Here is a 24578-nt window from a genome sequence, read left to right as displayed (position 1 = left end):
GCACCGGCGGGCCACGGGCCGTCCTGGGCTCACAGGTGCTTCTTCAGCTCCCGGCGCGCCAGCGACCGCTGGTGCACCTCGTCCGGGCCGTCGGCGATCATCAGCGTGCGGGCGCCGGCGTACAGCTCGGCCAGCGGGAAGTCCTGGCTGACCCCGCCCGCGCCGTACAGCTGGATCGCGCGGTCGAGGATGCCGACGACCGTGCGCGGGGTGGCGATCTTGATGGCCTGGATCTCCGTGTGGGCGCCCCGGTTGCCGACGGTGTCCATCATCCAGGCCGTCTTCAGCACCAGCAGCCGCAACTGCTCGACCGCCACGCGCGCGTCGGCGATCCAGTTCTGCACCACGCCCTGCTGCGCCAGCGCCGTGCCGAAGGCGTCACGCGACACCGCCCGCCGGCACATCAGCTCGATGGCCCGCTCGGCCATGCCGATCAGCCGCATGCAGTGGTGGATCCGGCCCGGACCGAGCCGGGCCTGTGCGATGGCGAAACCGCCGCCCTCCTCGCCGATCAGGTGCGACGCCGGCACGCGCGCGTGGTCGAAGACCACCTCGGCGTGCCCGCCGTGGTAGTGGTCCTCGTAGCCGAACACCCGCATGGCGCGCTCGATCGTGACGCCCGGAGTGTCACGCGGGACCAGCACCATGGACTGCTGGCGGCGGATGTCCGCCCCGTCCGGGTCGGTCTTGCCCATCACGATGAAGACGGCGCAGTCCGGGTGCATCGCCCCGGAGATGTACCACTTGCGGCCGGTGATGACGTACTCGTCGCCGTCCCGCTCGATGCGGGTGGTGATGTTGGTGGCGTCCGAGGAGGCCACCTCCGGCTCGGTCATCGCGAACGCCGAGCGGATCTCACCGGCAAGCAGCGGCTGGAGCCACTGCTTGCGCTGCGCCTCGTCGCCGAACTGCGCCAGCACCTCCATGTTCCCGGTGTCGGGCGCCGCGCAGTTGGTGACGGTCGGTGCGATCTGCGGGGACCGGCCCATGATCTCGGCGAGCGGGGCGTACTGGAGGTTCGTCAGACCGGCGCCGTACCCGGAGTCGGGCAGGAACAGGTTCCACAGTCCCTGTCGGCGGGCCTCGGCCTTCAGCTCCTCCACCACGGGGACGTTCCGCCACGGCGAGTCCAGCCCGGCACGCTGTTCGTGGACGACCGCTTCGGCCGGGTAGACGTACTCGTCCATGAAGGCGAGCAGCTTGGCGCGCAGCTCCTCGGTGCGCGCGTCGAACGCGAAGTCCATGGTGCGTCAGCCTTCCTGAAGGGTGGTGAGACCGTGCCGGATGAAGACCGGGACCAGATCGCCGATGCGGTCGAAGCCGCGGCCCACCGTCTGGCCCAGTGTGTAGCGGTAGTGGATGCCCTCCAGGATCACGGCGAGCTTGAACCAGGCGAACGCCGTGTACCAGGACACCGCGCGGACGTCGCGCCCCGAGCGCGCGGCGTACCGCTCGATCAGTTCGGCGGGCGTGGGGTGCCCGGGCGCCTCGGCGGTCGTGGAGACGGGGGAGTCCGGCATGCCCAGCGGCATGCTGTACATCACCAGCAGTCCCAGGTCCGTCAGCGGGTCGCCGAGCGTGGACATCTCCCAGTCGAGGACGGCCCTGATCGTGTCGTCCTCCCCGACCAGCACGTTGTCGAGGCGGTAGTCGCCGTGCACCACGGCGGGCGCGGGGGAGGCGGGCAGGTCGCGCCCGAGCGCCGCGTGCAGCTCGTCGATGCCGGCCAGCTCCCGGCTGCGGGAGGCGTCCAGCTGCTTGCCCCAGCGCCGTAGTTGCCGGTCGAGGAACCCCTCGGGCCGGCCGAAGTCCGCAAGACCCACCTCGCCGGGCTCCACCGCGTGCAGTTCGACCAGCGTGTCCACCAGGTTCAGCACCGCGTTCCGGGTGCGTCCGGCGCCGAGCGGGGCGAGCTGGCCGGCCGTCCGGTACGGGGTGCCCTCGACGAAGTCCATGACGTAGAACGGCGCCCCCAGCACCTCCTCGTCCTCGCACAGCAGTACGGTGCGCGGCACCGGCACGGCGGTCGGGTGCAGCGCGCTGATCACCCGGTGCTCGCGCCTCATGTCGTGCGCGGTGGCCAGGACGTGGCCGAGCGGGGGACGCCGTACGACCCATCTGGAGCTGCCGTCGGAGACCAGGTACGTGAGGTTCGACCTGCCGCCCTCGATCAGCCGGCCGGTGAGCGGGCCGTCCACCAGGCCGGGCCGCTCCCGTTCGAGCAGACCGCGCAGCCGGTCGAGATCGAGTCCGGGCGGGTGGTCGGGGCTCATCGTCGCTCCTCCGGGCAGGAAACAGTACCCGTCTCATGATGCCGACCGGTCGGTATGCCGTCCAGAGCGGTGGTCGAACGTGATCGGGGCCACGAGGGGCGCGCGTCGCGCTCCCGCTCCGTCCGGCCGCCACGCGAATGGCGTATATCGAGCCATTCGGCTTGCACGGCGCGCACGGACACCGGAGGGTCGGACCCATGAAGGCGATCAGCTACTCACGGTACGGCGGCCCCGAAGTGCTCGGCCTCGGGGAGGTCGACGACCCTCGGGTCGGCCCCGACTCGGTTCTGGTGAAGGTGCGGGCGGCGGCCGTCAACCCGGTCGACTGGAAGTGCCGCGAAGGCCATCTCGACTCGATCCTCCAGCCGGTGTTCCCGGTCGTCCCGGGCTGGGACGTCTCGGGCGTGGTCGTCCGGCCGGGCCCCGCCGTACCGGAGTTCGCCGCCGGCGACGAGGTCATCGGCTACGTGCGCCAGGACGTCCTCTCGCACGGCACCTTCGCCGAGTACGTGGCCGCCCCGGTGCGCGCCCTCGCGCACAAGCCGCGCGCCCTGTCCTTCGAGCAGGCGGCCGGCCTCCCGCTCGCGGGGCTCACCGCGTACCAGGTGCTGCACCGTGTCCTCGAGGTCAAGCGGGGCGAGACCGTCCTGGTGCACGCCGCGGCCGGCGGCGTCGGATCCATCGCCGTCCAGCTCGCCGCCCACCTCGGCGCCCGGGTCATCGGCACGGCGAGCGAGCGCAACCACGACTTCGTGCGCGGACTGGGCGGGGAGCCGGTGAGCTACGGCGAGGGCCTGGCCGAACGGGTACGGGGGCTGGCGCCCGAGGGCGTGGACGCGGTGTTCGACACGGTGGGCGGCGACGCCCTCGGGACCTCCGCGAACCTGCTGGCCCCCGAGGGTCGCCTGGCCTCGGTCACCGACCCCGAGGTGGTGGGCTACGGCGGCCGCTACTGGTTCGTCCGCCCCGACCCCCAGGACCTCCAGCACCTCTGCGACCTGGCGGAGCAGGGCACGGTCACCGTCCACGTCTCGGAAACCTTCCCCCTGGAACGAGCGGCGGAGGCCCACCGCCTGAACCAGGAGGGCCGGACCCGCGGCAAGATCGTGGTGACGGTCGGCTGAACCCAGCAGGTCCGGCGCTGAACAGCTCGTCCGGCGCCTGAGGCCGGGGCCGAAGGCCGGCAAGAGGGTCCGGGGGGAGCTCCTCGGGGACGACGGCGGTCTCCCCCGCTCGAGCCGAGCCGAGCCGAGCCGAGCCGAGCCGGGAGCGGCGGAGGGGCGGAGGGGCGGAGGGGCGGAGACCCGCCGGGCGCCCCCACCTCACCCCGAACCGACAAGCACCGCCCCGCACACCGCCATGGCCACCGTGCAGATCACCGCCGCCGCCGCATACGGCGGCGCGAGCGCCGCGGGTTCCCGCACCGCCGCCAGCCCTTGGATCCGCCGGTGGGCGATCCACAGAAACCCCAGCCAACAGGCACAGCACAGCGCGCACGCCACGAACCCGGCCCCCGACCCCCCGCCCGCCGACGCCGTCTTCACGGCCAGTACGGCCGCGACCGTGGCCGACAGCGTCGTACGCCGCCACGCGAGCCGGGTCCGCTCGGGCTGCAGCCCGGGATCCCGCTCCGCGGTCCGGCCCGCCGCCCCGCTCACCCGTCCCACCCGAAGAGCACCACGGCGACCATCGCCCCGGCCACCACCGCCACCACAAGACTCAGCAGCGCCGGGAACCGCGACACCGGCAGGTCCTCCCCCCGTCGCATCGCCCGCTCGCACCGCACCCAGTGGTGGACCGCCCGCAGCGCGCACAGCGCCCCCGCGGCCAGCAGCGCCAGTGCCAGCCCGACCCGCCACCCCCAGCGCAGGTCCGGCAGGAACTGGTCCACGGCGAACCCGCCCCCGATCAACGCGAGCGCGGTGCGCAACCACGCGAGGAACGTCCGCTCGTTCGCCAGCGAGAACCGGTAGTCGGGCGTGTCGCCCTCCCGTCGCACCTCGCCGGGCGCGAACCACAACCGGACGTTCCGTACAAAGTCGATCATGCGGGCGACCCTACCGGGGCCGCCCCCGCGCCGGGCCGGCGGCCGGGGGCGGAGCCTGCTCAGCCCGCGGCCCGCCCCGCCCGGTACGCCTTGAGCCGCTCGTACGCCGCCAGCCCGTCCGGGGTCCACTCCCACTGCCCGAGCCGCCGCTCCAGCTCCGCCTCCGACAGGAAGTCCCCCCAGGCCACCTCCTCCGCCTGCGGCCGTACGGGCCGGTCGCAGCGCACCTCGTACACCGCCGACCACCAGCTGTGGCCGGCCCCGTCGTCGTACAGGAACGTGAAGAGGTGCTCGGGGCGCGGCAGTCCGCGCACGCCCAGTTCCTCCTCGGCCTCACGCAGCGCCGCCTCGTCGTAGCTCTCGCCCGCGCCGACGACCCCGCCGACGAACATGTCGTACAGGGAGGGGAAGACCTGCTTGGCCGCGGTGCGGCGGTGGACGAAGACCCGTCCCTCGGCGTCCCGGGCGAGGACGAAGACGCAGCGGTGGCGCAGCCCCCGCGCGTAGGCCTCCCCGCGTGGGGACCGCCCGACCACCCGGTCGTTCTCGTCGACGATGTCGATGGTCTCCTCAGCGCTCATACGGTCATCCAAGCAGTGGCCGCCCCCGCCCGGCCGCTCGCCCCACCCGGGCGGCCCTCCGGCTCCGGACGTCACAAGTGGCTTGTTTGTGAAGGCAGTTGACGCGAGTAACGCAAGGGGTGCCCTTGACGTGATCCGTTGACGGGCGGTTTGCTGTGCGTGACCGGCCCATGGCGTTCGGCAGCCGACCGCTGCCGTACCGACCACCCGCCGTGAGCCGACGACCACAAGAAGAGCGCGTGAGGAAATCCAGCGGTGTCCCCACCCCCGCCTCCCCTCGGCCGCGCCCGCAGACGGGCGGCACAGGCCTTCGACGAGGCCCTCGACGACGCCGAACTCGTCGCCGCGCGGACCGCGCTGGCGCAGGGCCGGTGGCAGAACACCCGATCGCTGCTGGTCCGCACGGGGGAGGACTGGGACCGCCGGGGCCACCGCGTCACGGTGCTCGCCCAGGAGCCGTACTGTGCCCCCTGGGCCCGCGAGTGGCTGCTCGCCGAACCCGACTCCGGTGACGCGTCCGTGCTGCTCGCCCTGGCCCAGGTGCGGCGCGCGCTGCACGGCAGGGAGAAACCGGCCCGTGCCCGCGAGACCTGTCACCGGGTCGCGGAGCTCGTGCCCGCCGACCCCACCCCCTGGCTCGGACTGCTCCTGCTGGAGTGTGTCCAGGGGGCCGAGGGGGACGCGGTCCGGCTGTTCGAGCAGGTCCGCACCCGGTACGCGGACCACCACCACGCCCACCACCTGCTGGTCGCCTGGCTCGCCGAACGTCGCGTGGAGGCGGGCCCGGACCCGCTGCACGAGGTGTACGACTTCGCCAACTGGGCCGCCGAACAGGCGCCCGCCGACTCGCCGCTGGCGATCCTGCCGGTCATCGCGCACGCCGAGCGCTACCGCGCCCTGGCCGCCGCCGGGCACGAACCCGCCGACCCGGTCGCCTCCGGCCACTGGGTCGGCCGTCGCGCCCGGCAGGTGATGAAGGCCGCCTTCGACTGGTGGCTGGAGTGGGAGCACGAGGGTCACCCACGCCGCCTGGTCGACCTCAACTTCCTCGCCCACGCCAAGGTCTGCGAGGGCCGGGGCGCCGAGGCCGCCGCCCTCTTCCACCGCATCGGCGACCACGCCACGCCCGCCCCCTGGTCGTACCCCGGCCGTGACGCCCTGACCGCCTTCCGCGCCGCCCGCGCCGCAGCCCTGGGCACGGCCTGACCCCGGCCCGGCCCGCCGCAACCACCACCGACCCGAGGACGGTCTCGAGATGACGACGGACAGTTCGAGCACGCATACGAGCAGAGCGACAGCCGACGGCATCAGCACCTTCAGGGGGCAGGAGCGCGCCCTGCGCGCCGACCGCCTCGGCACGGGGGGCCTGCTGCTCTCCGTCCTCGCCGCGACCGCTCCCCTCATGGTGGTCGCGGGTGTCATGCCCACCACATTCGCGGTGATGGGCATCGTCGGTCAGCCGCTGCTCTTCGTGGCCCTCGGCGTCGTCCTGGTCCTCTTCAGCATCGGCTATGCCGAGATGAGCCGGCACGTCCACAACGCCGGCGCCTTCTACGCCTACATCTCCCGCGGACTCGGCGGCACCGCCGGAGCAGGCGCCGCGCTCGTCGCGCTCGTCGCCTACAACTCCCTCCAGGTCGGCATCTACGGCATCTTCGGCTTCGAGGTCTCCGGCCTCCTCGCCACCTACGCCGACCTCGAGGTCGCCTGGTGGATACCGGCGCTGGTGGCCGTGCTCGCCGTCGGCGCGCTGGGCTGGCTGAAGATCGACGTCAACGCGCGCCTGCTCGGCGTGCTGCTGGTCATCGAGGTGCTGCTGGTCGTCGCCTTCGACGTCGCCGCCGTCGCCGACCCCGGGAAGGAGGGTCTGTCGCTGCACGCCTTCGACCCGGAGACGCTCACCGGCGCCGGCGTCGGCACCGCCCTGTGCTTCTGTGTCGCCGCCTTCCTCGGTTTCGAACAGGCCCCCGTCTACGCCGAGGAGACCAGCAGGCCGCACGAGGTCGTGCCGCGCGTGATGTTCCTCGCGGTCACCGGTGTCGCCGTCTTCTTCGCCCTCAGCAGCTGGGCGCTCACCGTCGCCACCGGTCCCTCCGGGATCGTCGGCGCCTCCCAGGAGCAGAGCGCGGGACTGCTGTTCCTCCTCACCGAGGACCGACTCGGCTCCACCTTCACCGACGTCCTGCACGTCCTCTTCGTGACCGGCATGTTCGCGGCCATGCTCAGCTTCCACAACGTCGTCGCCCGCTACGCCTTCGCCATGGGCCGCGAGGGCCTGCTGCCCGCCGTCTTCGGCCGCACCACCGGCGCCAGCGGCGCCCCCGGCACCGGCTCCCTGCTCCAGACCGTCATCGCCGCCGTGCTCGTCCTCGCCTTCGCGCTCACCGACGACAAGCCGACCGGCGACCCGACCGCACCGGTCCTGCACCTGTTCACCTGGGGCGGCAACGTCGGCGCGCTCGGCGTGATCGTGCTGATGGCCATCGCCTCCCTGTCCGTCGTCGTCTTCTTCGCCCGGCGCGGCGCCGCGGGCGCGCAGAGCCGCCGGCTGGTCACCTCCGCGCTGGCGGGCGTCGCCCTGACCGGCATCGCGGTCTACACGGTCAAGGACTTCGACGTCCTGGTCGGCGCCGGACCCGGCTCCGCGCTGAGCTGGATCCTGCCCGGCATCATCGGGCTCGCCCTGGTCGCCGGGCTGGTCCAGGGCGCCGTCCTGCGCGCCCGCGCCCCCGAGAAGCACGCCCGCATCGGGCTCGGCAACGAGGCGTTCCAGCTGGAGAAGGAGGCCGAGCGCACTTCGTAGGGCGCTGCCGCGCCCCTGGGACGCGCAAGGGCCCCGGCACCTCGACGAGGTGCCGGGGCCCTCGGCCGGCGTACGGCTCAAGGAGCAGTCGTACGCCTAGATGATCAGTGACAGCAGCAGCACCAGGGCACCGGCGACCACCGAGATGATCGTCTCCATGATCGACCAGGTCTTGACCGTCTGTCCGACGTTCAGCCCGAAGTACTCCTTCACCAGCCAGAACCCGGCGTCGTTGACGTGGCTGAAGAACAGCGAACCAGCACCGATCGCCAGCACCAGCAGGGCCGCGTGCGTGGTCGACATGTCGGCCGCCAGCGGAGCCACCAGACCGGCCGCCGAGACGGTCGCCACCGTCGCCGAACCGGTCGCCAGCCGGATCGCCACCGCGATCAGCCAGGCCAGCAGCAGTGCCGGGATCGACCAGTCCTCGGAGATCTCCAGGATCATCCGGCCCACACCGGTGTCGATCAGCGTCTGCTTGAAACCGCCGCCCGCGCCGACGATCAGCAGGATGCCGGCGATCGGCACGAGCCCCTTCTCGACCAGCCGCGAGATCCGCTCCCGGCTGAACCCGGCGGGCACGCCCAGGGTGAAGATGCCGACCAGCACGGCCGCGAGCAGCGCGATCAGCGGGGAGCCGATCACGTCGAACACGCGCTGCACGTGGTGCCCGGGGTCGTCGATGACGATGTCGACCAGCGCCTTGGCCAGCATCAGCACGACCGGCAGCAGGATCGTGGCCAGCGTCGCGCCGAAGCCGGGACGCTTCTGCAGGTCCTCGGAGGGCCGCTGCGGGATCATCCGCTCCGGGGCGGGGACGTCCACCCAGCGGGCGGCGTACTTCGAGAACAACGGACCGGCGATGACGACCGTCGGTATCGCGACGAGCACGCCCAGCGCCAGCGTCACCCCCAGGTTGGCGCCGACCGCGTCGATCGCGATCAGCGGACCGGGGTGCGGCGGGACCAGACCGTGCATCACGGACAGACCGGCGAGCGCCGGGATGCCGATGCGCATCAGGGAGTAGTTGCCGCGCTTGGCGACCATCAGCACCACCGGGATCAGCAGCACCACACCGACCTCGAAGAACAGCGGCAGCCCGATCACCGAGGCGATCAGCACCATCGCCCAAGGCATGGTGCGGCCGTTCGCCTTCGCGAGGATGGTGTCGACGATCTGGTCCGCGCCGCCGGAGTCGGCGAGCAGCTTGCCCAGGATCGCGCCGAGGGCGATCAGCACGCCCACGCCGGCGACGGTGGAGCCGAGTCCGGCACTGAAGCTGGTGATCACCTCGTCGAGCGGCGCGCCGGCGAACGCGCCGAGCGCCAGTGAGCCGATGGTCAGTGACAGGAAGGCGTGCAGCTTGAACTTGGTGATGAGCAGGACGATGACGGCGATGCCCAGCAGCACGGCGATGCCCAGCTGGGCGTGGCCGGCCGAGGTGATCGGCTCGGGGGCGTCCGCTGCCAGCATCTCGACGCTGAGTCTGGTCACGGGGGTTCCTTGTGTGTACGGGGGTCGGGGAGAAACCGGGGAGGTGGGGCGCCCCGGGAAGCGGGGGTCCGGGCAGGGACCTACGGGGTGGGCTCGGGCAGTGCGTCCAGGGCGGCGGCCGCCCGTCCGCTGATCTCCTCGGGGCTGCCCGTCACGTCCACGGCGACTCCGGCCTCGTCCGGCTCCAGCGGCTGGAGCGTGGCGAATTGGGAGTCGAGCAGCGCCGCGGGCATGAAATGGCCCTGCCGGTGCGACATCCGGCCCTCGACGAGCGCGCGGTCACCGGTGAGGTGCACGAAGACCACACCGGGCGCGGCCGCCCGCAGCCGGTCGCGGTACGACCGCTTCAGCGCGGAACAGCTGACCACTCCGCCGAGACCGGCCCGGCCGTGGGCCCAGTCACCGATGGCGTCGAGCCAGGGCCACCGGTCGTCGTCGGTGAGCGGGGTACCGGCCGACATCTTGGCGATGTTGGCCGGCGGGTGGAGATCGTCGCCCTCGGCGTACGGGACGCCGAGCCGGGCCGCGAGCAGGTGACCGATGGTGGTCTTCCCGGTGCCCGAGACGCCCATGACCACGACGACATGGGGGGTGTTCATGGCTGCCTCACTGTCTGATGTCTTCGCCGACACGTGATGTCGACGCAACTGAAACTCATTAGGTACGACGAATTCAAGAGCCTGTGACATATAAGTCTGACTTTTTGTTCCCGTGATCCGCCCCGTACTCTGAGTGCATGAGCACCACGGGCCGGGGGCTGCACGGCCGCGTACTGGACACCCTCGGCCCCGAGATCACCGCGGGTGAGTACCCGCCCGGCAGCGTTCTGCGCACCGACGAACTCGCGCAGCGTTTCGATGTGTCGCGTTCCGTGATGCGTGAGGTCGTCCGCGTCCTGGAGTCCATGCATCTGGTCCGGTCCCGGCGCCGCGTGGGCGTGACGGTCCTGCCGGCCCCCGAGTGGAACGTGTACGACCCCCAGGTCATCCGCTGGCGCCTGGCCGGCGTGGACCGCCCTCGCCAGCTGCGCTCCCTCACGGTGCTGCGCTCGGCGATCGAGCCGGTCGCGGCGGGCCTGGCCGCCCGCAACGCCACCCCCGAGCAGTGCGCCGAACTGACCGAGTGCGCCCTCGGTATGGTCGCCAACTCCAGCGGTCACCGGCTGGAGGAGTACCTCTTCCACGACGTGGCGTTCCACCGCGTGATCCTGACCGCCTCCGGCAACGAGATGTTCGCCCGCCTCGGCGACGTCGTGGCCGAGGTGCTCTCCGGCCGCACCCACCACGAGGTGATGTTCGAGGACCCCGATCCCGCCGCCGTCACCCTGCACGTCCAGCTCGCGGAGGCGGTCCGCGAACGCGACGCCGCCCGCGCGGAGAAGCTGACCCGCGAGATCACCGAGGGCGCTCTCCAGGAACTGGACATCCTGGCGCCCTGACCGCGCCGCCGGGCGGCGCGAAGTCCCGGATCACCGGGGACGTCCGCTTCCGTCCGGCCGGCCCGTCGGCCGGGGAAGCACCCGGCACGGGGGCGTCGTTGCGCGCCGGTCAGGCGTCGAAACGCTCGCGTGCCCGCTCGATGTGGCCGAGGTGCTCGTGGGTCCAGCCGCACATCGCGTCGACCGTGGTGCGCAGGGCCCGGCCCGGTCCGGTGAGGGTGTACTCGACCCGCGGCGGCACGGTGGGGTGCACCTTCCGCTCGACCAGGCCGTTGCGTTCCAGCATGCGCAGGTTCTGGGTGAGCATCTTGTGGCTGACGCCCTCGACCTCGTCGCGCACCTCGCTGAAGCGCAGGGTGCGCTCGCCGAGCGCCTCGATGATCAGGAGCGCCCACTTGTCGGCGACGTCCGGGAAGATCTCCCGCGCCGGGGACCGGCGAAGCGCCGGTGGACGTCGCCGACACCACACCCTGATCCCGGCGACGGGACGGCCGACCCGGCTGCGGCCTCAGCTCAGGAACTCCCCGTCGACGTACATCCAGGCCCCGTCGACCCGCTCGAAGCGGCTGCGCTCGTGCAGCGAGCCGCCCCGGTAGGAGGCCCGGAAGGTCACCGTCCCGCTGGAGTGGAACGCGGACCCGCCGCTCGTGTCCAGGATCTCCAGCCCGGTCCACCGCATTCCGGGATCGAAGTCGACCCGCTCCGGCCGCGTCCCCGGATGCCAGCTCCGCAGCAGGTACGCGCCGTCCCGCCGCACGAACGCGCAGTACCGCGACCGCATCAGCCGCTCGGCGGTGGGCGCGGCTGCGGCCCCGGTGTGGAACCGGCCGCAGCAGGCCTCGTACGCCTCGGGGAGCCCACAGGGGCAGGGAAGGGTGGTCATGGTCGGCCTCCGCGACAACGCCCGAGGGCCGCGACCTCGTGGTCGCGGCCCTCGGGCTTCTCGTGTCCGAGGGGGGACTTGAACCCCCACGCCCGATAAAGGGCACTAGCACCTCAAGCTAGCGCGTCTGCCATTCCGCCACCCGGACAAGGTGTCTGTCGCGCGGGGTTCCCCCCTTGGCGACGACGTAAACATTACCAGGTGTTCCGGGGTGGCCGATCACCCCGCCCGGCCGCGCCGTCGCGTGAACGGCGTGTGACGGGCCGGGCCGGGTCTTGGGGCGCGACCGCGGGGGAGGGAGGATGAGGGGACGACCATCAGCGGGGACACCAGCAGCGGGAGGAAGCACGTGAGCGAGACGGACACGGCCAGGAGCGTCACCGGTGAGGACGAGGTCGTGGACCTCTGCCGCGAGCTGATCCGGATCGACACCAGCAACTACGGCGACCACTCGGGCCCCGGCGAGCGCAAGGCGGCGGAGTACGTCGCCGAGAAGCTCGCCGAGGTGGGCCTGGAACCGAAGATCTTCGAGTCGCACCCCGGACGCGCCTCCACGGTGGCCCGGATCGAGGGCGAGGACCCGTCCCGGCCGGCGCTGCTCATCCACGGCCACACCGACGTCGTACCGGCCAACGCCGACGACTGGACCCACCACCCCTTCTCCGGCGAGATCGCCGACGGGTGCGTGTGGGGACGCGGGGCCGTCGACATGAAGGACATGGACGCGATGACCCTCGCGGTCGTCCGCGACCGGCTGCGCAGCGGACGCAAGCCCCCGCGCGACATCGTCCTCGCCTTCCTCGCGGACGAGGAGGCCGGCGGCACGTACGGAGCCCGCCACCTGGTCGACGAGCACCCGCACCTCTTCGAGGGCGTCACCGAGGCGATCAGCGAGGTGGGCGGCTTCTCGTTCACCGTCAGCGAGCAGCGCCGCCTGTACCTGATCCAGACGGCCGAGAAGGGCATGCACTGGATGAAGCTGACCGTGGCCGGCACCGCCGGGCACGGGTCGATGATCCACCGCGACAACGCCATCACCGAGCTGTCGGAGGCCGTCGCGCGCCTCGGCCGGCACAAGTTCCCCGTCCGCGTCACGAAGACGACCCGGGCCTTCCTCGACGAACTGGGCGACGCCCTCGGGACCGAGCTCGACCCGGAGAACATGGAGGGGACCCTCGCCAGGCTCGGCGGCATCGCCAAGCTCATCGGCGCGACGTTGAGCAACACCGCCAATCCCACCCAGCTGGGCGCGGGCTACAAGGTCAACGTCATCCCGGGCGAGGCGACCGCGCACGTGGACGGCCGGTTCCTGCCCGGATACGAGGAGGAGTTCCTCGCCGACCTGGACCGGATCCTCGGCCCGAAGGTGCGGCGCGAGGACGTCCACTCCGACAAGGCCGTCGAGACCACGTTCGACGGAGCCCTGGTGGACGCGATGCAGTCCGCGCTGGTGGCCGAGGACCCGGCCGCCAAGGCCATCCCGTACATGCTCTCCGGCGGGACGGACGCCAAGTCCTTCGACGACCTCGGTGTCCGCGGCTTCGGCTTCGCGCCGCTGAAGCTGCCCCCGGAGCTGGACTTCGCCGGCATGTTCCACGGGGTCGACGAGCGGGTGCCGGTGGACGGTCTGAAGTTCGGCGTGCGGGTGCTCGACCGCTTTCTCGACGCGATCTGAGACGGTGGTCCGGTGTCCTCAACAATCGTGCAGGTGTGCAGAGTTGACTGGAAAGAGTGAATGCGACGATAGGCTCGTAGCCTCATTACTCCGCCCTCGTTGGCCGTGATGTGATCCGCGACTTTGGATCGCTTTGCCAACAAGGAGGAACAATGCTCAAGAAGGTCGTCGCCGTCGCGGCTGCCACCGGTGGTCTGGTTCTCGCGGGCGCGGGCATGGCCGCCGCCGACTCCGGTGCCCAGGGTGTCGCCGCGCACTCCCCGGGTGTCCTCTCCGGCAACGTCGTGCAGGCCCCGATCCACGTCCCCGTGAACGTCTGCGGCAACACGATCTCCGTGATCGGGCTGCTGAACCCTGCCTTCGGCAACGTCTGCATCAACAAGTGACGTTGTGCCTCACCCTCTAGGGCACGCCCGCTGAGGGCTTGAGCCCGTCGGCCCCGGAGCGCGCGCCATGCGCTCCGGGGCCGACCGGTCTCATCGAACGTCGGAACACCGGGGATCCTGCGGAACGCCGATTCCCGGCACCAGGTCGAAGGCAGGGATTTCAGCAATGCGACAGGTCACCCGCAAGGGCCTGATGACCATGGCAGCGGCCACGGGCGTCCTCGCCGCCGCGGGCGGGGCCGCACACGCCGACTCCGGCGTGTCGGGCCATGCCGCCGGCTCGCCCGGTGTGGGTTCCGGGAACACGGTGCAGGTGCCGGTGCATGTGCCGGTGAACGTCTGTGGGAACACGGTCGACGTGGTCGGTGTCCTCGATCCGTCGGTGGGGAACTCCTGCGCCGGCCAGGGGGCCTTCTCACCGGGTGGACACGGCGGCTCGCACGCCGACGGACACACCGCCGGCTCGCCCGGTGTGGGCTCCGGCAACCACATCCAGGTCCCGATCCACGTCCCGGTGAACGTCTGCGGCAACGACGTCGACATCCTCGGCGCCGGCAACGCCGCCGAGGGCGGCGACTGCGCGAACGGCGGCTCGGGCCACGACAGCCCGGGAAAGCCCGGCGACCCCGGGCGTCCCGGCGACGAACCGGGCGCCCCGGACCGCCTGTCGGCCGACAGTCGGCAGGGTGTCCACTCCCTCACCCGGCCCCGGCACGACGCACAGCTCGCGCAGACCGGCAGCGAGCTGCCGATGGGCCTCTTCCTTCCCGTCGGCGCCGGCGCGCTGCTCGCCGGCGCGGTCCTCTACCGCAAGGCACGGGCCGCCGCGTGACACCGGACACACGGAGCGGACCCCGCGACCGCGGGGTCCGCTCCGTGTGTGATTCCGGTCGGGTGTCGAAGATCACCAGGTGGCGCGCACCTGGCGGATGATCCGCCTCCGCAGCCGTACCCTGCGGCTGCCGTCACGCATCAGCGTCAGGCGGTACAACTCCCAGTGACCGTACTCTGCATGGTCCGTCAGCAGACGTGCCGTCTCGCTGCGGGTGACCCCGCGCGGTACGTGCACATCGACAAATTCGTATTCCGGCATCGCATCTATTGTGCGGTCCGGGCCCCGCTACGGATAGCGTCTGCACTATGTCTGATGCTGCGCAGCCCACCGCTGCCGAGGTACGCGCCGCCGCCGAGGCGGTGAAGACCGCGCTCGACCGCCACCTGGCCGCGGTCGAACGCCGGTCGGGGGAGGACGACCCGGCCGTCTACGAGGCGTTCAACCAGCTGGCCGCGGCCGCGGAGACGTACGACGAACTGCTCTACGACCGCTACGACGAGGTCACCCCCTTCGAGATCCCCGGCGTGGAGGACGCGCCGCCGTACACCGGCCCCGAGGAACCGGCCGGGCTCAGCGTGCTGATCCGCCGCGACTACGCCGTCGTGGAACCCCGGCGGCTGCGCGCGCACGCCCAGCGGATCGAGGCGGCGGACGACGGGAGCGCGCAGACGTCGAGCACCGTCCACGGTGCGCTCGGCCTGCTGTTCGGTGAGTTCGAGCCGGACGAGATCGCCTCCCGGCACAAGGAGTTCGGGCTGGAGGAAGGCGACTCCACGCTCTGGGTGACGGCATCGGACGCCCCTGCGGAACCCGGCGAGTGGCTGGAGGCGCCGTTCGAGCAGGTGGACCCGCAGCGGGTGGTGTGCCGCTTCGACGTCAGCGCGGTCTTCGACGACGAGGAGGGCCTCGAGGACGAGGACGACCTGGAGGACGAGCTGACCCCCGGCCCTGACGAGGACGGGGGCCTGGACCCCCTCGACGCTGACCGCTGACCGCACCCACCCCGCACGGCGGCGGCACCCCGGTGCCGCCGCCGTGCGGGGTGGGCTCAGCCCTTCGCCGCCGGAACCTGCGGGGCGAGCAGTACCGGCAACCGGGTGGTCCGCGGCTTCGCCGACACCTCGGCCACGGCACGCGGCAGCGCCTGGTCCGCACCGTGCACCACGGACAGATGCCGGTCGGCCCGGCCGAACGCCGTGTACACCCAGGGCCGGCTCAGCACCTGTACGGCGTCACCGGGCAGCACCACGACCACCGCGGGCCACCGGCATCCCACCGCCTGGTGCGCGGTCAGTGCCCACCCGTGCCGCACGGATGACTCCACCCGCTCCCGCGATACGACGATCTCCTCGTCGCCGCACTCCAGGCGCAGTCCCTCGCCGTCGGCCCGTACCACGCGGCCCGGCAGCGTACGTCCCGGAACAGGGGAGTAGACGACCCGGTCACCCGGATCGAACCCGCCGAAGCGCCCCGGCCCCGGATTCAGCCGTTCCTTCAGCGCGGCGTTCAGCACCCGCGTGCCCACCGCACCCCCGTGCCCCGGGGTGATCACCTGGGTCTCCTCGGCCGGTACCCCGATGGCGCGCGGCACCGAGTCCACCACCAGTTGGACGGTCCGGTGCACGGCCTCTCCCGCGTCCCGCACCGGCACGATCACGACCTCCTTGCCGGGCGCCGCCACATGGTTCAGTTCGCCGGCTCCGATACCCGAGAGCAGCTCGCCCAGCGGGCCGGGGTCCGGCCGCCGCGAGGCGATCTGCGGGCAGACCCGCGCCGCCAGCAGATCCGCGAACACCCGCCCGGGCCCCGCCGACCACAGCACTCCCGGATCACCGGCCAGCACCAGCCGCGCCCCGTCCGGCAGCGACTCCGTCACCAGCGCGGCGGTCTCGACATCCAGCTGCGGTGCGTCGAGCACCACCAGCAGATCCACGTCCAGCGCCCCGTCGGCGTCCCGCCCGGGCCCCTCGGCACCGGACAGCAGTCCCGCGACGGTGGCGACCCCGGTCCCCTCGACCAGGCCCGCGAACCGGGCACGCCCGACCGGACCGTGGGTGGCGGCCCAGACCCGCAACCCCAGACCCCGCGCGGCGCGCACCAGGGCCGCCGGCTCGGTCAGCGAGGCCTCCCCACCGGTGTGCAGCACCAGCCCGTGCCCGGCGACCGCCCGGATCAGCTCCCCCGCGGAACCCTCCGCCGCGGCGGCCGCACGCTCCCACTCCTCGCCCGCGCCGTCCTGCCCGGTCACGGAGTCGGCCAGGCGGGCCAGTCCGTCGGCCAGACTCTCCTCGGCCAGCGCACACCGCTCCAGCCCCACCAGCACCCGCACCGGCCGCTCCTCGTCCTCCTCGGTGCCACCGGCTTCGCCGACGGCGTCCTGGAAGACGAGTACGTCCCCCTCCGAGACGGCGTTCCGCACGGCCTCCTCGGCCCCGGGCACTCCCTGCCGCCCCAGCGCGGCGACCAGCGCGGCCATGTCCAGCACGGTGTGCCCGGCCAGCGCGGCCTGCTCCAGCAGCCACACGGTGACCGCCCGCCCCCGCCGCTCGTCGTCCGGTCCGGCCCCGGCGCCGAGCAACGCCCGGGCGAAACCGTCCGCCTGCTCGGGCCGCACCCCGGGGACCCGCAGCAGCTGCCAGGGATCGGCGCGCAGCACGTCGGCGCCCCCGTCCCCGAGCGCAGCGGCGGCCTGTACGGCGATCCCCTCCGGCGCACCCCCCTGGACCAGCACTCCCCGCACGTCCTCGACGGCGTCGGCGGCGGGAGCCGCCGGCCCCGGAGCCACGGCCGCGACCCGGCGTACGGGCTCAGGCTCGGGCCGCCGCGGTGTGGGCGCGGCCTCCGCGAACACGGTGACGGCCGGCTTCTCCCCGCTCTCCACGGCCCGCACGGCGGCCAGCAGATCCGCGGCCGTGCCGCTCAGCTTGCCCCCGGCCTCGATCGGCCCCTGCCGCTCCGCCCTCCGCCGCTCGATCCGCTCCCGCTCCACGCGCTGCGCGGCCAGTTCGGCCCCGGCCTCGGACACCTGCGCGCCCTCGGCAGACGTCCCCGGCTCCTCGGCGTCCTCCGCGGTCTCGGGCGGCTCCGTGCTCACAGCGTGCTCCAGTCGTGATCGGGATAGCGGTGCACGGGCGCCGACACATCGTCGAGGGCCCGGCAGATCTCGTCAGGAAGAGTAAGGGCCTCCACTGACAATGCCGCCGTGAGCTGCTGCGCGGTGCGCGCGCCGACGATGGGGGCGGCCACACCGGGCCGGTCACGGACCCATGCGAGGGCCTCCTGCAGCGCGGTCACGGCGAGCCCGTCCGCCGCCGTGGTCACGGCGTCCACGATGCGGCTCGCCGTGTCGTCGAGATACGGCGCGACGAACGGGGCGAGGTGCTCCGAGGCGCCCCGGGAGTCCGCCGGGGCGGCGTCGTTGCGATACTTGCCGGTGAGCACGCCCCGGCCGAGCGGCGAGGACGGCAACAGTCCGATCCCCAGGTCGAGGGCGGCGGGAAGGACCTCTCGCTCGATGCCCCGTTGGAGCAGGGAGTACTCCATCTGGGTGCTCGCCAGCCGGGTCCGCGTCCCCGGCGCGGCGAGCTGCCAGGTCGCCGCCTTGGCCAGCTGCCAGCCGCAGAAGTCGGAGACACCGGCGTAGCGCACGCGCCCGCTGCCGACGGCGGTGTCGAGCGCGGCGAGCGTCTCCTCCAGCGGGGTGGCGGGGTCGTAGGCGTGGACGTGCCACACGTCGACGTAGTCGGTGCCGAGGCGGGCGAGCGAGGCGTCCAGGGCGGAGAGCAGATGGCCGCGCGAGCCGTCGACCCGGCGGTCCGGGTCGGCCACGTTCCCGGCCTTCGTCGAGATGACGAGGTCCCGGCGGGGTACGAGTCCGTCCATCAGCCTGCCGAGCAGGTACTCGGACTCCCCGTCCCCGTACACGTCGGCGGTGTCGACGAGGGTCCCGCCGGCTTCCCAGAAGGTCTTCAGGAGGTCCGCGGCGCCGTGCTCGTCGGTGTCCCGGCCCCAGGTCAGAGTCCCGAGCCCGATCCGGGACACACGCAGGCCGGTACGGCCGAGATGCCTCTGCTCCATGAACGCCGAGATTACTGGCCAGAGCCTTGGGTGTGGGGACCTGTGGACGAGGGATTTCCGACCGGCCCGGCGCTGGTGCGGGCCGGTCGGCCCGCGTGCTCCGGCACCGACCGGGGGACCCCGTACGGCGCCGGCCGGGGGACGTTCGCGAAGCCCGGCGCTCACGGGGTGCCTCCCCCACCGCCCCGCGGTACGACTGCCCGCGGGGACGGCGTCCCGCCTGGTGGTGCGGGTGGTCAGCGCGCCGGGATCCGCGGATCGGAGGCGGTGGACCCCGGACCGGGTGTCGACGCGCCCCGGCAGGGCGCCCCGTGGCCACAGCCTCCGCGGAGATCGTCCGGGGCCACGTACCGGAACGCGTGACGCCTGATCCCCCGCACCGCGACACAGGGCACGCCCCCTGCGGGAGCGGCGGCCGTGTACGGCGGGAAGGGGCCGGGGAGGGGGTGGCCGCCCACAGCGGCCGGCGCGTCCGCGCCCCGCCCCCTCCGGCGGACGTGATCCGCGCCGGTCCGAGGACGGAGACCCTCGACACGGCCCCGCCCCACCCACCGACCACGGGCGCTGGGCCCGCCCCCGCCGGGCCGGAAGCCGCGCCGCGGGCACAGGGCCCGCGTTCCCACCGGACCGAACCCTGCGCCGCAGGCACCCCACAGGACCGTCGGAGGTATAAGGTCTCCGCACAAGCGACGTTACTCATCGGTAAGGGGAGAGCCGCCATGCAGCTAGGGATCAACCTCGGCTACTGGGGTGCCGGAATGGACGCGGACAACCTCGCCGTGGCCCAGGAAGCGGACCGCCTCGGATACGCCGTCTGCTGGGCCGCGGAGGCCTACGGCTCCGACGCCGCCACCGTCCTCACCTGGGTCGCCGCCCAGACCCGCCGCATCGACGTCGGCTCGGCCATCTTCCAGATCCCCGCCCGCCAGCCCGCGATGACGGCGATGACGGCGGCCACCCTGGACTCCCTCTCCCAGGGCCGCTTCCGCCTCGGCCTCGGTGTCTCCGGCCCCCAGGTGTCCGAGGGCTGGTACGGCGTCGAGTTCGACAAGCCGCTCGCCCGCACCCGCGAGTACGTCGAGATCGTCCGCAAGGCCATGACCCGCGAACGCCTCTCCTACGAGGGCCGGCACTGGACCCTGCCCCTCCCCGGCGGCCCCGGCAAGCCCATCAAGCTCACCGTGCACCCCCAGCGCGAGCACATCCCCCTCTACATCGCCGCCATCGGCCCGAAGAACCTCGAACAGACCGGCGAGATCGCCGACGGCGCCCTGCTGATCTTCCCTTCCGCCGACCACCTCGAGGACACCGCCGTACGACACCTCCGCGCCGGCCGCGAGAAGGCCGGCAGGACCCTCGACGGCTTCGACATCTGCCCCACCGTCCCCCTCGCCGTGGGCGACGACAAGGACGTCACCACCCTCGCCGACACCTTCCGCCCCTACACCGCGCTGTACGTCGGCGGCATGGGCAGCCGCAAGCAGAACTTCTACAACCAGCTCGCCCGACGCATGGGTTACGAGCGCGAGGCGGCCGAGATCCAGGACAAGTACCTCACCGGCGACAAGCAGGGTGCGGCAGCAGCCGTTCCGCACGACCTGATCGACAGGACGACCCTCCTCGGCTCGGTCGACCGCATCGCCGACCGGATGAAGGCCTACGCCGCCGCCGGAGTCACCACCCTCACCCTCGCCCCGGCAGGCTTCACGCTCGACGAGCGCCTCGCCTCGCTCCGCGCCGGCACCGAGGCCCTGGAACGCGCGGGCCTCGCGTAGGTCCCACGGCCGTGGTGGGGGCTCGGGGGCCCACCCCGCCACGGCCGTCACCCACCACAACGCCCGTCGACCCGCCCGGTCACGCTCCCGAGCCCCCGGCCCCGTACTCCTTTCGGCGGAGTTGCCCGGCGTACCTGTTGCCGCCCACCGCCCCGCGTACTTGACTCGTCCCTCGCGCAACTCCGGGACTCCGGGACTCCGGAACCGCAGAAACCCGCGGAGAGCGGAAAGCCTGCGGAGAGGTGGCCCACCATGCTTTCGGCCAAGAGTCCGTTCCAGGGGATCGTCGACAACGACGAGTCCTTCGCCCTGTTCTGCTCCGCCGCCGCGAGCGGCGAGTCGCAGGGCGGCTGGGAGAACGCCCGTACCGCCGCACTGGTCCCCGAGAGCCGGCGCGAACTCGCCCCAAGATCACCAGGCGCGGTGCCGACGAGGACAAGCACGGCCGCATCCTCGACGCCCCGCCGAAGAAGCGCGGCCTGAAACCCGTCCCGGCCCTCCGGAGACCGACTGCACCATGCTCCTCGAGAACAACGGCATCGGTCTGGCCCACGGCCGGCTGAAACGCGACGAGCCGCTCACCGTCCAGGACGTCGTCACCTACCTCGCCCACAGCAGGGTCACCGAACAACGTGCCTCCGAGCGGATGGACCTGCTCCGCAAGCACTTCGCCGACCACCCCGACCTCGGCCGCGCGGTCAGGATGATCTCCGACGACGAGGACGACCACCTCGCCCACTGCCACGAGGAACTGCTGGGCCTCGCGCACGCCGGACACGGCCGCGCCGTCCAGCGCACGCTGCGCGAGTGCGCGCTCGCGGAGATCCGCGTCCACCGGGACGTCAGCCCGGCGGTGATGGCCCACACGGGCCGCGTCCTGGGCTGGCCCAGGGCGGCGATCCTCGCGGCAGGCATCCACGCGGTGTACGCGTACGAACGCCTGGGCGGCTGGCGCCGCATGGTCTCCCTCAGGACGCCCGGCCGCCGCGACGCGCCCGGCGGCCCGGAACCGGAGTCCGCGTGACCACGCACGGGCGCCGGGCCGGGCCCTCACATCCACCCCCGCCGCTTGAACAGGCGGAACAGCAGCACCTCCAGCCCCACCATCACCAGGACCACCACCGGGTACGACCACTTCCACCGCAGCTCCGGCATGTGCTCGAAGTTCATCCCGTAGATCCCCGCGATCATCGTGGGGACCGCGGCCATGGCCGCCCACGCGGAGATCTTCCGCATGTCGTCGTTCTGCCGCACGCTCATCTGCGCCAGATGCGCCGAGAGGATGTCCGAGACCAGCCGGTCCAGCCCCTCCACGGACTCGTTCACCCGGGTGAGGTGGTCGTGCACGTCACGGAAGAAGGGCAGCGCCCCGTCCTCCACGAACGGCACCTTCCCCCCGTACGTGCCCGCCCCCGCCAGCCGCGTCATCGGCAGGGCCAGCGGTCCGGTCGCCCGGCGGAACTCCAGGATCTGCCGCTTGAAGTCGTAGATCCTGGACGCGGTGTGCCGCGAACCCCCGTCGGGGGTGAAGACCTCCGCCTCCAGTTCCTCCAGGTCGGTCTGCAGCTCGGTCGCCACGTCCAGGTAGTGGTCGACGACGGCGTCGGCGACCGCGTACAGCACGGACGTGGGCCCCTCGCCCAGCAGCTCGGGCTCATGCTCGAGCCGCCCCCGCACGGCCCCGAGCGGCACGTCCTCTCCATGCCGTACGGTCACCACGAAGGAGTCACCGAGGAAGATCATGACTTCACCGGAGGACACGGTGTCGCTCTGCGCCTCGTACCCGACCGGTTTCAGCACCACGAAGAGCGAGTCGTCGTACACCTCCAGCTTGGGCCGCTGATGGGCCTTGAGGGCGTCCTCGACCGCCAGCGGATGCAGACCGAACTCCTGCGCGACCAGGTCGAACTCGTCCGCCGTCGGCTCGTGCAGCCCGACCCAGACGAACCCCCCGGCCGACCGGGCCTGGTCCAGCGCGTCGGAGAAGTCGTGAGGCCCCTCCGACCGCCGCCCCTCCCGGTAGACGGCACAGTCGACGATCACGAGACGCCTTCTCCCTTCCCACGACGGACACACCACGCGCGTGTGCGCCTACCCTGGGCCGCATGCCCACATTGCTGCTGGTCCGGCACGGACGTTCCACCGCCAACACCGAGGGACTGCTCGCAGGCTGGACGCCCGGCGTCGCCCTCGACGACCGCGGCGCGGCCCAGGCCGCCGCACTGCCCGGACGGCTCGCCGAGCTGCCCCTGGCCGAGATCGTCACCAGCCCGCTCCAGCGCTGCCGGGAGACCCTCCGGCCGCTGCTGGAGGCCCGTCCCGGCCTCACCCCGCACACCGACGACCGCATCGGCGAGTGCCACTACGGCGACTGGTCGGGCCGCAAACTCGCCGAGCTCAAGGACGAGCCCCTGATGGAGGTGGTGCAGGCGCACCCGTCGGCGGCGGCCTTCCCCGGCGGGGAGTCCATGCGCGCGATGCAGACGCGCGCCGCCGAGGCGGTGCACGAGTGGAACGCGCGTGTGGAGCGCGACCACGGCGCCGACGCCGTGTACCTCATGTGCTCGCACGGCGACATCATCAAGTCCCTCGTCGCGGACGCGCTCGGACTTCATCTCGACCTCTTCCAGCGAATTTCCGTTGAACCGTGTTCCATCACCGCCATCCGTTACACACGGTTGCGCCCCTTCCTCGTCCGCCTCGGCGACACCGGGGACCTCGCGTCCCTGGCGCCGCGCGAGGAGCCGCCGGCCGACGACGCCACGGTAGGGGGCGGCGCGGGCGCACCGTGATCGCCGGGCGCAGTAGGGTGAAGCGGTCGCAGCAGTGCGTCCCCGTTTCGACCAACCGCCCGTCCCCCACGCCCACCACGACTCTCAATGGAGACAGGACGTGTCCCGTCAGGTGTTCCTCTACGACCAGCCGGAACGTTTCGTGGCCGGTACGGTCGGGCTGCCAGGGCGCCGTACGTTCTTCCTCCAGGCCTCCGCCGGCTCCCGGGTGACCAGCGTGGCCCTGGAGAAGACCCAGGTCGCGGCGCTCGCCGAACGGATGGACGAACTGCTCGACGAGGTCGTGCGCCGCAGCGGCGGCAGCGCCGCGGTGCCCGCGATGACGCCGGCCGAGATCGCCGACAGCGCCCCTCTGGACACCCCCGTGGAGGAGGAGTTCCGCGTCGGCACCATGGCGCTCGCCTGGGACGGCGAGGAACAGCGCATGATCGTCGAGGCGCAGGCGCTCGTCGAACTGGACGCCGACTCGGAGGAGGACCTCGCCGAGGCCGAGGAGCGGCTGCTCCAGGACGAGGAGAACGGGCCCCCGATGCTCCGCGTCCGGCTCACCGGCGCGCAGGCCCGGGCCTTCGCCAAGCGCGCCCTCGACGTCGTCAACGCCGGGCGGCCGCCGTGCCCGCTGTGCAGCCTCCCGCTCGACCCGGAAGGACACGTATGTCCGCGCCAGAACGGATACCGCCGCGGAGCGTGACGGCCGCCGACCCGGCCGCCGCGGTGCTGCTCGCCGAGGGCGAGCTGACCGTGCGCGGACGCATCCACGAGGCGTCGAACGCGGCGCTGTACTGCACCGTGACGCACGAGGGCCGGGAAGCCGCGTGCGTCTACAAGCCGGTCGCCGGGGAGCGGCCCCTGTGGGACTTCCCCGACGGCACGCTCGCCGGCCGCGAGGTCGCCGCCCACGCGGTCTCCGAGGCGACCGGCTGGGGCCTGGTCCCGCCCACCGTGCTCCGCGACGGCCCCTACGGCGAGGGCATGTGCCAGCTGTGGATCGAGACGGCGCCCGGCGCGGAACTCCTCGCCCTGGTCGACGGCGAGGAACCGGAGCCGGGCTGGAAGGCGATCGGTTTCGCCGAGGTCGGCGAGGGCCGCACCGCGCTGCTCGTGCACGCCGACGACGAGCGGCTGCGTCGGCTCGCGGTCCTCGACGCGGTGATCAACAACGCCGACCGCAAGGGCGGACACCTGCTGCCCACCGCGGAGGGCCTGCTGTACGGCATCGACCACGGGGTCACCTTCAACACCGAGAACAAGCTCCGCACCCTGCTGTGGGGCTGGGCGGGCGAGCCCCTGACCGCGGAGGCGCTGGACGTCCTGGAGGGACTCGGAACGGCCCTCACCGACACCGGTCCCCTCACCACCGCCCTGACCCCCCTCCTCACCCGTGCGGAGATCGACGCCACCCGCGCACGCGTCGAGAACCTCCTCGCCACCGGCACCCACCCGCAGCCGGGCGGCGACTGGCCGGCCATTCCCTGGCCCCCGGTCTGACGGGACCGTGAGCACGCCGGACGGCGCGGCG

25 protein-coding genes, 1 tRNA gene and 1 pseudogene are annotated in these 24578 nt (G+C 72.6%); 13 read left to right on the top strand and 14 right to left on the bottom strand.

Features of this window, described 5'->3' with window-relative positions; genetic code table 11:
- Positions 1–29: 29 nt before the first annotated feature.
- Complete coding sequence (locus KYY02_RS10125) at positions 30–1244, bottom strand: acyl-CoA dehydrogenase family protein (protein WP_371237393.1); 1215 nt, start codon at positions 1242–1244, stop codon at positions 30–32.
- 6 nt (positions 1245–1250) lie between these two features.
- Entirely contained in the window at positions 1251–2273 is a 1023-nt protein-coding gene (locus KYY02_RS10120) for a phosphotransferase family protein (protein ID WP_371237392.1), read from the bottom strand.
- Between the two features lie 197 nt (positions 2274–2470).
- On the opposite strand from KYY02_RS10120, the gene KYY02_RS10115 reads away from it, so the two are divergent.
- Positions 2471–3397 carry an NADP-dependent oxidoreductase gene (locus KYY02_RS10115; protein WP_371237390.1) on the top strand — a complete coding sequence of 309 codons (927 nt, stop codon included), beginning with the start codon at positions 2471–2473 and terminating at the stop codon, positions 3395–3397.
- A 198-nt stretch (positions 3398–3595) separates the two neighbouring features.
- Here the strand turns inward: KYY02_RS10115 and KYY02_RS10110 are convergent, their stop codons facing one another.
- From KYY02_RS10110 to KYY02_RS10100, 3 genes are read right to left on the bottom strand one after another with little or no spacing between them, the layout of a single operon-like run.
- Positions 3596–3931: a DUF202 domain-containing protein gene (locus KYY02_RS10110; protein WP_371237424.1), complete on the bottom strand. Its 336-nt coding sequence runs from the start codon at positions 3929–3931 to the stop codon at positions 3596–3598.
- Positions 3928–4320 carry a YidH family protein gene (locus KYY02_RS10105; protein WP_371237388.1) on the bottom strand — a complete coding sequence of 131 codons (393 nt, stop codon included), beginning with the start codon at positions 4318–4320 and terminating at the stop codon, positions 3928–3930. The genes KYY02_RS10110 and KYY02_RS10105 overlap by 4 nt, the downstream gene beginning before the upstream one ends.
- 59 nt (positions 4321–4379) lie before the next feature.
- Positions 4380–4901, bottom strand: a complete 522-nt coding sequence (locus KYY02_RS10100; protein WP_371237386.1) for an NUDIX hydrolase — start codon at positions 4899–4901, stop codon at positions 4380–4382.
- 255 nt (positions 4902–5156) lie between these two features.
- Here KYY02_RS10100 and KYY02_RS10095 point away from each other — a divergent pair, with 255 nt between their 5' ends.
- Together KYY02_RS10095 and KYY02_RS10090 are read left to right on the top strand one after the other, a co-directional pair.
- Complete coding sequence (locus KYY02_RS10095; protein ID WP_371237384.1) at positions 5157–6107, top strand: hypothetical protein; 951 nt, start codon at positions 5157–5159, stop codon at positions 6105–6107.
- Between the two features lie 49 nt (positions 6108–6156).
- Positions 6157–7704 (top strand): APC family permease, encoded by a 1548-nt coding sequence (locus KYY02_RS10090; RefSeq protein ID WP_371237382.1) that lies wholly within the window; start codon positions 6157–6159, stop codon positions 7702–7704.
- 96 nt (positions 7705–7800) lie between these two features.
- Here the strand turns inward: KYY02_RS10090 and KYY02_RS10085 are convergent, their stop codons facing one another.
- Both KYY02_RS10085 and KYY02_RS10080 read right to left on the bottom strand, forming a co-directional pair.
- Complete coding sequence (locus tag KYY02_RS10085; RefSeq protein WP_371237381.1) at positions 7801–9198, bottom strand: GntT/GntP/DsdX family permease; 1398 nt, start codon at positions 9196–9198, stop codon at positions 7801–7803.
- A gap of 80 nt (positions 9199–9278) precedes the next feature.
- Positions 9279–9797, bottom strand: coding sequence for a gluconokinase (locus tag KYY02_RS10080; RefSeq protein WP_371237380.1), 519 nt, complete (start codon positions 9795–9797; stop codon positions 9279–9281).
- A 137-nt stretch (positions 9798–9934) separates the two neighbouring features.
- Here KYY02_RS10080 and KYY02_RS10075 point away from each other — a divergent pair, with 137 nt between their 5' ends.
- Positions 9935–10636, top strand: coding sequence for a FadR/GntR family transcriptional regulator (locus tag KYY02_RS10075; protein ID WP_371237379.1), 702 nt, complete (start codon positions 9935–9937; stop codon positions 10634–10636).
- A 109-nt stretch (positions 10637–10745) separates the two neighbouring features.
- Here KYY02_RS10075 and KYY02_RS10070 read toward each other — a convergent pair whose 3' ends face one another.
- From KYY02_RS10070 to KYY02_RS10060, 3 genes are all read right to left on the bottom strand, one after another.
- A complete protein-coding gene (locus KYY02_RS10070; protein WP_371237377.1) occupies positions 10746–11105 on the bottom strand; it encodes a winged helix-turn-helix transcriptional regulator in 360 nt (119 codons plus the stop codon).
- 39 nt (positions 11106–11144) lie between these two features.
- Positions 11145–11519, bottom strand: coding sequence for a YchJ family protein (locus KYY02_RS10065; protein ID WP_371237376.1), 375 nt, complete (start codon positions 11517–11519; stop codon positions 11145–11147).
- A 63-nt stretch (positions 11520–11582) separates the two neighbouring features.
- A tRNA-Leu gene (locus KYY02_RS10060) sits at positions 11583–11667 on the bottom strand.
- Between the two features lie 201 nt (positions 11668–11868).
- On the opposite strand from KYY02_RS10060, the gene KYY02_RS10055 reads away from it, so the two are divergent.
- The 3 genes from KYY02_RS10055 (at position 11869) to KYY02_RS10045 (ending at position 14412) form a co-directional block, all read left to right on the top strand.
- The gene (locus tag KYY02_RS10055; RefSeq protein WP_371237375.1) at positions 11869–13194 is read left to right on the top strand and encodes a M20/M25/M40 family metallo-hydrolase; all 1326 of its coding nucleotides are present in this window, start codon (positions 11869–11871) and stop codon (positions 13192–13194) included.
- A 152-nt stretch (positions 13195–13346) separates the two neighbouring features.
- The gene (chpH, locus tag KYY02_RS10050; RefSeq protein WP_217130323.1) at positions 13347–13580 is read left to right on the top strand and encodes a chaplin ChpH; all 234 of its coding nucleotides are present in this window, start codon (positions 13347–13349) and stop codon (positions 13578–13580) included.
- Between the two features lie 166 nt (positions 13581–13746).
- Entirely contained in the window at positions 13747–14412 is a 666-nt protein-coding gene (locus tag KYY02_RS10045; RefSeq protein ID WP_371237374.1) for a chaplin, read from the top strand.
- A gap of 72 nt (positions 14413–14484) precedes the next feature.
- Here the strand turns inward: KYY02_RS10045 and KYY02_RS10040 are convergent, their stop codons facing one another.
- Positions 14485–14673, bottom strand: a complete 189-nt coding sequence (locus KYY02_RS10040; protein WP_371237373.1) for a DUF5703 family protein — start codon at positions 14671–14673, stop codon at positions 14485–14487.
- Between the two features lie 47 nt (positions 14674–14720).
- On the opposite strand from KYY02_RS10040, the gene KYY02_RS10035 reads away from it, so the two are divergent.
- On the top strand, positions 14721–15407 hold the full coding sequence (locus KYY02_RS10035; RefSeq protein ID WP_371237371.1) for a hypothetical protein: 687 nt from the start codon (positions 14721–14723) through the stop codon (positions 15405–15407).
- Positions 15408–15463: 56 nt separating this feature from the next.
- On the opposite strand, the gene KYY02_RS10030 is transcribed toward KYY02_RS10035, so the two are convergent.
- Both KYY02_RS10030 and KYY02_RS10025 read right to left on the bottom strand, forming a co-directional pair.
- Positions 15464–17509 (bottom strand): helix-hairpin-helix domain-containing protein, encoded by a 2046-nt coding sequence (locus KYY02_RS10030; protein ID WP_371237369.1) that lies wholly within the window; start codon positions 17507–17509, stop codon positions 15464–15466.
- Positions 17506–18492, bottom strand: coding sequence for an aldo/keto reductase (locus tag KYY02_RS10025; RefSeq protein ID WP_371237368.1), 987 nt, complete (start codon positions 18490–18492; stop codon positions 17506–17508). Before KYY02_RS10025 ends, KYY02_RS10030 begins: the two co-directional genes overlap by 4 nt.
- 719 nt (positions 18493–19211) lie before the next feature.
- Here KYY02_RS10025 and KYY02_RS10020 point away from each other — a divergent pair.
- Entirely contained in the window at positions 19212–20267 is a 1056-nt protein-coding gene (locus KYY02_RS10020; protein WP_371237366.1) for an LLM class F420-dependent oxidoreductase, read from the top strand.
- A 252-nt stretch (positions 20268–20519) separates the two neighbouring features.
- Positions 20520–21291: pseudogene (locus KYY02_RS10015) on the top strand (ferritin-like domain-containing protein).
- A 26-nt stretch (positions 21292–21317) separates the two neighbouring features.
- On the opposite strand, the gene corA reads toward KYY02_RS10015, so the two are convergent.
- The gene (corA, locus tag KYY02_RS10010) at positions 21318–22310 is read right to left on the bottom strand and encodes a magnesium/cobalt transporter CorA (RefSeq protein ID WP_371237364.1); all 993 of its coding nucleotides are present in this window, start codon (positions 22308–22310) and stop codon (positions 21318–21320) included.
- A 62-nt stretch (positions 22311–22372) separates the two neighbouring features.
- On the opposite strand from corA, the gene KYY02_RS10005 reads away from it, so the two are divergent.
- From KYY02_RS10005 to KYY02_RS09995, 3 genes are all read left to right on the top strand, one after another.
- On the top strand, positions 22373–23059 hold the full coding sequence (locus KYY02_RS10005; RefSeq protein ID WP_371237363.1) for a histidine phosphatase family protein: 687 nt from the start codon (positions 22373–22375) through the stop codon (positions 23057–23059).
- 100 nt (positions 23060–23159) lie between these two features.
- Positions 23160–23750, top strand: coding sequence for a DUF3090 domain-containing protein (locus tag KYY02_RS10000; protein WP_371237361.1), 591 nt, complete (start codon positions 23160–23162; stop codon positions 23748–23750).
- Positions 23714–24547, top strand: coding sequence for an SCO1664 family protein (locus KYY02_RS09995; RefSeq protein ID WP_371237360.1), 834 nt, complete (start codon positions 23714–23716; stop codon positions 24545–24547). The genes KYY02_RS10000 and KYY02_RS09995 overlap by 37 nt, the downstream gene beginning before the upstream one ends.
- Positions 24548–24578: the final 31 nt, after the last annotated feature.

The organism is Streptomyces pimonensis (assembly GCF_041380215.1).
In the GTDB taxonomy this organism is placed as follows: Bacteria; Actinomycetota; Actinomycetes; order Streptomycetales; family Streptomycetaceae; genus Streptomyces; species Streptomyces pimonensis.
Note: the sequence above shows the minus strand (reverse complement) of the source record. Positions and strands in the feature narration are given on the sequence as shown.

What these genes read in the sequence shown, in the direction of transcription:
- KYY02_RS10005 (WP_371237363.1), top strand. Translation starts at nt 22,373, where the DNA reads ATGCCCACATTGCTGCTGGTCCGGCACGGACGTTCCACCGCCAACACC.
- KYY02_RS10040 (WP_371237373.1), bottom strand. Translation starts at nt 14,673, where the DNA reads ATGCCGGAATACGAATTTGTCGATGTGCACGTACCGCGCGGGGTCACC.
- KYY02_RS10020 (WP_371237366.1), top strand. Translation starts at nt 19,212, where the DNA reads ATGCAGCTAGGGATCAACCTCGGCTACTGGGGTGCCGGAATGGACGCG.
- KYY02_RS10080 (WP_371237380.1), bottom strand. Translation starts at nt 9,797, where the DNA reads ATGAACACCCCCCATGTCGTCGTGGTCATGGGCGTCTCGGGCACCGGG.
- KYY02_RS10125 (WP_371237393.1), bottom strand. Translation starts at nt 1,244, where the DNA reads ATGGACTTCGCGTTCGACGCGCGCACCGAGGAGCTGCGCGCCAAGCTG.
- KYY02_RS09995 (WP_371237360.1), top strand. Translation starts at nt 23,714, where the DNA reads ATGTCCGCGCCAGAACGGATACCGCCGCGGAGCGTGACGGCCGCCGAC.
- KYY02_RS10100 (WP_371237386.1), bottom strand. Translation starts at nt 4,901, where the DNA reads ATGAGCGCTGAGGAGACCATCGACATCGTCGACGAGAACGACCGGGTG.
- KYY02_RS10075 (WP_371237379.1), top strand. Translation starts at nt 9,935, where the DNA reads ATGAGCACCACGGGCCGGGGGCTGCACGGCCGCGTACTGGACACCCTC.
- KYY02_RS10105 (WP_371237388.1), bottom strand. Translation starts at nt 4,320, where the DNA reads ATGATCGACTTTGTACGGAACGTCCGGTTGTGGTTCGCGCCCGGCGAG.
- KYY02_RS10115 (WP_371237390.1), top strand. Translation starts at nt 2,471, where the DNA reads ATGAAGGCGATCAGCTACTCACGGTACGGCGGCCCCGAAGTGCTCGGC.
- KYY02_RS10090 (WP_371237382.1), top strand. Translation starts at nt 6,157, where the DNA reads ATGACGACGGACAGTTCGAGCACGCATACGAGCAGAGCGACAGCCGAC.
- KYY02_RS10025 (WP_371237368.1), bottom strand. Translation starts at nt 18,492, where the DNA reads ATGGAGCAGAGGCATCTCGGCCGTACCGGCCTGCGTGTGTCCCGGATC.
- KYY02_RS10065 (WP_371237376.1), bottom strand. Translation starts at nt 11,519, where the DNA reads ATGACCACCCTTCCCTGCCCCTGTGGGCTCCCCGAGGCGTACGAGGCC.
- KYY02_RS10120 (WP_371237392.1), bottom strand. Translation starts at nt 2,273, where the DNA reads ATGAGCCCCGACCACCCGCCCGGACTCGATCTCGACCGGCTGCGCGGT.
- KYY02_RS10035 (WP_371237371.1), top strand. Translation starts at nt 14,721, where the DNA reads ATGTCTGATGCTGCGCAGCCCACCGCTGCCGAGGTACGCGCCGCCGCC.
- KYY02_RS10045 (WP_371237374.1), top strand. Translation starts at nt 13,747, where the DNA reads ATGCGACAGGTCACCCGCAAGGGCCTGATGACCATGGCAGCGGCCACG.
- chpH (WP_217130323.1), top strand. Translation starts at nt 13,347, where the DNA reads ATGCTCAAGAAGGTCGTCGCCGTCGCGGCTGCCACCGGTGGTCTGGTT.